Source organism: Streptococcus sp. 1453, from assembly GCF_013276955.1.
GTDB lineage: Bacteria > Bacillota > Bacilli > Lactobacillales > Streptococcaceae > Streptococcus.
Window position 1 is genome coordinate 1 of the sequence record NZ_VMLZ01000034.1, and the last position, 222, is coordinate 222.

Consider the following 222-nt stretch of genomic DNA (forward strand, 5'->3'; position numbering starts at 1 on the left):
AAAACTTGATCAAAAAGCTAACGAGAAGAAGGCTACGATTAATGGTATCCAACATCTTACGAAAGAGGAGAGGGATGCGGCAATCAACAAAGTTGAAGCAGCCTTACGTGATGCGAAATCTAAAGTTGATGCGGCAACCAATCAAACAGGTGTTGAACAAGCTAAGCAGAATGGTCTGACTGCGATTGATAGTGTTGATAATCCAACCCCAGCCACGCATAC

Annotated in this window: 1 protein-coding gene; it reads left to right on the forward strand. The window is 43.2% G+C overall.

The window, feature by feature from the left end; all coding sequences use genetic code 11:
• On the forward strand, positions 1–222 hold a 222-nt coding region (locus HW098_RS10240; protein ID WP_176140027.1), incomplete at both ends, for a DUF1542 domain-containing protein.